The sequence below is a fragment of the Micromonospora sp. ATLC20 genome (genome assembly GCF_057196585.1).
Window position 1 is genome coordinate 1 of sequence record NZ_JBXUOV010000267.1, and the last position, 5,687, is coordinate 5,687.

The window sequence follows — 5,687 nt, forward strand, 5'->3', positions numbered from 1 at the left end:
GCGGTGGCGCCCTCGGCCCGCCCGGCCGGCAGGTGCCCGGCCTCGGTGGCGGCCAGCGTGGCGGTCATGCCCAGCGGCCCCAGCACGTCCCGGCGCAGCAGTTCCGGGTAGCCGACGCCGGCCCGGGCCGCCAGCGCCTGGCCGAGCAGCGCCGCGCCGAAGTTCGAGTAGGAGACGGTGCCGCGGTCTCCGCCCGGCTCGGTGTTCGCGGCGACGGCGACGATCCGGTCCACGTCGTAGCCGGCGTACGCGTTTCCGGCCGTGGACGCCGCCCACCACATGCGGATCGTCGCACCCGTGGAGTCGAGTGCCAGCCGGGGCAGCCCGGCCCGGTGACTGGCGAGTTCGGCGAGCGTGACGCCGCCGGCCGGACCGGTCACGCCGGGCAGGACGGCGGCCAGCCGGTCGTCGGGGTCGACCGCACCGGCCGCCACCTGCCGGGCCAGGAGCATCCCGGTGAGCGGCTTGGCGATCGAGCCGATCTCGAAGGGAGTGCCCGGTTCGACGGCCGGCCCGCCGCGGGCCCGGTCGCCGAGTCCCGCGACGCGGACCCGGTCGCCCTCGATCACGGCGACCGCGAGGCCGCGCAGCCCTTCGGTGTCGTCGACGGCGGCCCGGACCGTCGCGGCCAGGTCCGCGTCGCCTGTCTGCTGCGGGCCCAGGCGCGGTGGCCGGGGCTTCCGGACGGCGGCCACGGCCGTGGCGGCGAGGCCGGCGGCGACGGCGAGAACGATCGGGGTACGCATGGTGCTGCCTTCCGTCGGGGTGGAAGTCCGGATCAGCGGCGGGCTGCGGTGAGGATGGCCAGCAGCGGCACCACCCGCTCGGGCGGGATGTCGTAGCGCCCGCGGGCACCGCTGCGCAGCCAGCCGGCGGCGGCGAGTTGCCGCAGGTGATGATGGAGCTGACCGGTGGTGCCGATCCCGTCGAGGTCGGCCAGTTCGGCGGTGCCGTGCCGCCCGCCGAGGATCTCCCGCAGCAGCCGCAGCCGCACCGGATGCGCCAGCGCCGTAAGCGTGCCGGCCAGAGCGGGCCAGTCGTCGTCGAGCAGGTCGTCGACTGTGGAGCCGTACTGCCAGTCGTAGTGCCGGTCCCCGGTGCGGACGGTGCCGGTGTAGAGCACCGCCCCGGTGCCGTCGGCGGGAATCCGCTGTTTCAGGCCGCCGAGCGCCCAGAGGGCGTCGGCCGGCGTGACCTCGCCGGTCGCCGCGCCGGCTCCCGCGTCCCGCTCGCCGACGAGCCGGGCCACCTGGGCCTCCAGGGCCGCGAGCCGTTCCTCCACGCTTGCCACGACAGCGATGATACGGAAGTACGTACTTACGTGCAAACAAACAAACGTGCGGAGCTGCCGGCGTCACTACTTCCGCTGGCGCGTTTCCGGCATCAGAACGAACTGTTCGGGCATGTTCTCCGTACACACGTGTGGTTCGTGACGTCTACCTCGGAGGCATGGTGTCCGCACTTCGAACTGATCCATTCGCGGGGGCGATTCTCCAGGTCGGCGTACTCGCGGCCCTGGCCGGCACGGTCGGCCTGAGCGCGTACGGCTGGCTGGCCGGTCTGCTCTTCGGGGTGGTGACGGTCGCGGCGCTCGGATACGGGCTGCGCCGCTCGGGCGCGGACCGGCTCGGCCCGGCCGACTGGGTGACGCTGACCCGGGCGACGCTCGCCGGTGGCGTGGCCGCGCTGACAGTCGACTCGTTCCGCGAGCCGATCGTGGTGCCGGTGCTCGTCGTGCTGAGCGCCGTGGCGCTGTCCCTCGACTGGGTCGACGGGCAGGTGGCCCGCCGTACCGGCACGGTGAGCGCGCTGGGCGCCCGGTTCGACATGGAGGTCGACTCCTTCCTCGTCCTGGTCCTCTGCGGATACGTCGCCGACCAGGTGGGCGCCTGGGTGCTGGTGATCGGCGCGATGCGGTACGTCTTCGTCGCCGCCGGCTGGGTGCTGCCGTGGATGCGCGGTTCGCTGCCGCCGCGCTACTGGCGCAAGGTGGTGGCCGCCACGCAGGGCATCGCGCTGGCGGTGGTGGCGGCGGGCGTCCTGCCCCGGCTGCTCGCAGTCGCGGTGCTTCTCGGCGCGCTCGCGATGCTCGTCGAGTCGTTCGGCCGTGACGTCGCCTGGTTGTGGCGGCACCGCGTACGGCCGGCGCCGCGCGCGCTCCCGGCCGCGCCGGTCTCCCCCGCACCGGCGGGTCACCGGCCCGAGTGGACGCCGGGCGCGCGGATCGCCCGGCAGCCCGCCGAGGTCGGCGGTCGGCACCGGTGACCGACCTGTCCCGCGCGGCGGACGACGACGCCGGCACCACGACCGAGGGCGACCGGGTCCCGGACCGCACCACTCCGGACACCGACACACGCGAGGACGGCGGCGCCCCGGACGCCGATGCAGCCGACGCCCGGCAGGCCGGCCGCCGGCGTACCCGGCGGGTGCTCGCCGCTACGGCCACCGCGCTGGCCGCCGCGCTCGTGCTGGTGGCACTCGTCGCGCCGAGCGAGGTCAACGAGTTCACCCCCCGCGCGTTCCTGCGCATCCCGGTGGAAGGGCTGATCGCCGTCGCCCTGCTGCTGGTCCTGCCGCCACGTCCGCGCCGGGTGGTGGCCACGATCCTCGGCGCGCTGCTCGGTCTGGTCCTCGTCCTCAAGGTCGCCGACCTCGGGTTCTCGCTGGTCCTGGACCGCCCCTTCGACCTGATCGCCGACTGGACGTTCCTCGGTGCGGGCGCGGAGTTCCTGTCCGAGTCGTACGGCCGGGCCGCCGAGGTGGGCACGGTGGCGCTGGCAGTGGTCGCCGTCCTCGCCGTACCGCTGCTGGTGACGCTGTCGGTGCGGCGGCTGACCCGGGTGGTGGCCGGCCACCGGCGGGTTACCGCGCGCGCGACCACCGCGTTCGCCGCCGCCTGGGTGGTCTGCGCCGTGCTCGGCGCGCAGATCGTGCCGGGCGTCCCGGTCGCCGCCGACACGGTGGCGGCCGGTCTCTACGACCGGGCCCGGCAGGTACGGGCGGGCCTCAACGACCAGGAGACGCTGAACACGCAGCTCGCCGGCGACCCGTTCCAGAACGTGCCGGGCGACGAGTTGCTGACCGCGCTGCGCGGCAAGGACGTGCTGTTCACCTTCGTGGAGAGCTACGGCCGGGTCGCGCTGGAGGACCCGGACCTCGCGCCGGAGGTGGACGCCGTCCTGGACGAGGGCACCCGGCAGTTGCGCGCCGCCGGATACGGCAGCCGCAGCGCCTTCCTCACCTCGTCCACCACCGGCGGCGGGAGCTGGCTCGCGCACGCCACCCTGATGAGCGGCATCCGGGCGGACAACCAGTTGCGCTACACCAACCTGGTACGCAGCGACCACCTGACCCTCAACGGCGCGTTCAAGCGTGCCGGCTGGCGGACCACGCTGGTCATGCCGGCGCTCACCCGGGCCTGGCCGGAGGCCGACTTCTTCTCCCCCGACCAGGTGTACGGCATGAAGGAACTCGGCTACCGGGGGCCGCTGTTCAGCTTCTCCTCACCGCCGGACCAGTACACGCTGTCGACGTTCCAGCGCCGCGAGCGCGGCCCCGGCCACGCGCCGGTGATGGCCGAGATCCCGTTGCTGTCCAGCCACATCCCGTGGACGCCGGTGCCGCCGCTCGTGGACTGGGACGACGTAGGCGACGGCTCGGTCTACAAGGGGACCGCGCGCGCCGACCGCTCGGCGGAGGGCACCCGGGAGGCGTACCGGCAGTCGGTGGTCTACACGCTGCGTACGCTCATCTCCTACGTGCAGCGCTACGGTGACGAGAACCTGGTGCTCGTGTTCCTCGGCGACCACCAGCCGGCCCGGGCGGTCACCGGCGAGGGCGCCGGCAAGGACGTGCCGATCACCGTCGTCGCCAAGGACCCGGCAGTGCTCGACCGCATCGCCGGGTGGGGCTGGCAGGACGGCCTCAACCCCGACCCGCAGGCCCCGGTCTGGCCGATGGAGTCGTTCCGCGACCGGTTCCTGCACGCGTTCGGACCGAAGTCCACCACTCACAGTTAGGGATGTCGTGACGATGCTCGCGCGGGCCTGGGGGATCACCCGTTCCCTGGCCGTCTACCACGGTCAACCGGCCAAGCACCGGCGTGCCCGGCAGCTCTACGGGCAGTTCCTCGCCCCCGGCGACCTCGGGTTCGACATCGGCGCCCACGTCGGCGGCCGGGTGCGTACCTGGCGGCGGCTGGGCGCGCGGGTGGTCGCGGTGGAGCCGCAGCCGGACTGCCTGCGGGTGCTGCGCCTGGGCTTCGGGCGGGACGCCGGCGTGACGATCGAGCCGACGGCTGTCGGCGCCCGGTCCGGGAGCGCACGCCTGGAGCTGTCCAGCGCGACGCCGACGGTGTCCACCATGTCGTCGTCGTGGATCGAGTCGGTCACCGCCGATCCGAGCTTCGCCGGGGTCCGCTGGGACCGGTCGGTCGAGGTGCCGGTGGTGACGCTGGACGACCTGATCGAGCGGCACGGCGTACCGGCGTTCTGCAAGGTCGACGTCGAGGGCTTCGAGGTCGACGTGCTGGCCGGGCTGAGCCGTCCGGTGCGCGGGCTGTCGTTCGAGTACCTGCCGCCCGCGCACGACTCCGCGCTGGCCGCGCTGGATCTGGTGGAACGGCTGGGCGCGAAGGCGGGCGGCTACCGCTACAACTACTCGCCGGTGGAGACCATGCGGTTCGCCGGTGACCGGTGGCTGGACGCGGCCGGGCTGGTACGCCTGCTGGAGACGTACCGCCCGGCCGGTCGCTCCGGCGACGTCTACGCCCGGCTGGCGGCCTCCTGAGCGACGCCGTCAGAATCGGTACGCGGTGTGGTACTCCGGCACCAGCACGCGGCTGCGCGGCGAGACCCGGCGCACCTCGGCGACGAGGGCGTCGAGGCGTTCCCGGTCGCTGTCGGCGACCGTCGGCGGGTTGGTGAGCGGCGTCTCGAAGTTGTCCCAGTGCACCGGCACCACGACCTTCGGGCGGTCCAGCGCGGCCATCAGCCGGGGCACGTAGTCGGCGGTCGCCGTGGTGGCGGCGGAGGCGACCATCGCCACGTCCGGGGCGAGTCCGCTCAGCTTGCGCTCGTCGAAGTCGCTGGCGCCCATGAAGAACACGGACGGGCCGCCGTCGATCCGGATCTGGTACGCCAGCGTGTCGCCCTCGGGCAGGTCGGCGATCGTCTCCGGACGCGACGGCCGGGTGACCCTTACCCCGGGGAAGGCCATCGACCAGGTGGGATTCCGGCTGTGCAGCGAGCCGACCACCTCCACCGTGTACCCGTCGAAGTCGAGCACCTCGCCGCCCTTGACCGGGGCCAGTTGCCCGGTCGGCAGCCCGTACGCCAGGCCGAGGTGGTACGCGGTGAGCGTGCCGAAGACCCGGGCACCGGTCCGGGCGGCGATGTGCGGCACGTCGTTGAAGTGGTCCCAGTGGGTGTGGGTGACGAAGACGTTCTCCGCCCGGTCGGCGAGCCGGTCCACCACGTCGGCGGCCACTGTCAGCCGGGTGTCGGGGTTGAACGGCTTCCGGAACAGCCCGGTGTCGTACCGGCTCAGGTACGGGTCAACGAGCACCGTCCGGTCCCCCATGTCGATCCGCCAGCCGGAGGTCCCCCACCAGCGGAAGCTCACCGCGCCGCCGCGTCGCGTACCGCCGGCGGCGCGGCTCGGCGCGGCGACGGGGCTCGGCCCGGCGG

At 73.9% G+C, this 5,687-nt stretch carries 6 protein-coding genes; 3 read left to right on the plus strand and 3 right to left on the minus strand.

Annotated features, from left to right (window positions below; all coding sequences use genetic code 11):
- Positions 1-746, minus strand: a 746-nt coding sequence (locus AC2CHG_RS29660; protein WP_484526043.1) for a serine hydrolase domain-containing protein, incomplete at its 3' end; no start/stop codon positions are given.
- 32 nt (positions 747-778) lie between these two features.
- Entirely contained in the window at positions 779-1,291 is a 513-nt protein-coding gene (locus tag AC2CHG_RS29665) for an ArsR/SmtB family transcription factor (RefSeq protein ID WP_262014900.1), read from the minus strand.
- Positions 1,292-1,449: 158 nt separating this feature from the next.
- On the opposite strand from AC2CHG_RS29665, the gene AC2CHG_RS29670 reads away from it, so the two are divergent.
- From AC2CHG_RS29670 to AC2CHG_RS29680, 3 genes are read left to right on the plus strand one after another with little or no spacing between them, the layout of a single operon-like run.
- Positions 1,450-2,265 (plus strand): CDP-alcohol phosphatidyltransferase family protein, encoded by an 816-nt coding sequence (locus tag AC2CHG_RS29670; protein WP_262014901.1) that lies wholly within the window; start codon positions 1,450-1,452, stop codon positions 2,263-2,265.
- Positions 2,262-4,019 carry an alkaline phosphatase family protein gene (locus tag AC2CHG_RS29675; protein WP_484526044.1) on the plus strand — a complete coding sequence of 586 codons (1,758 nt, stop codon included), beginning with the start codon at positions 2,262-2,264 and terminating at the stop codon, positions 4,017-4,019. Before AC2CHG_RS29670 ends, AC2CHG_RS29675 begins: the two co-directional genes overlap by 4 nt.
- A 13-nt stretch (positions 4,020-4,032) precedes the next feature.
- Positions 4,033-4,788, plus strand: a complete 756-nt coding sequence (locus tag AC2CHG_RS29680) for an FkbM family methyltransferase (RefSeq protein WP_262014984.1) — start codon at positions 4,033-4,035, stop codon at positions 4,786-4,788.
- A 9-nt stretch (positions 4,789-4,797) separates the two neighbouring features.
- On the opposite strand, the gene AC2CHG_RS29685 is transcribed toward AC2CHG_RS29680, so the two are convergent.
- Positions 4,798-5,687, minus strand: an 890-nt coding sequence (locus tag AC2CHG_RS29685) for an MBL fold metallo-hydrolase (RefSeq protein WP_484526045.1), incomplete at its 5' end; no start/stop codon positions are given.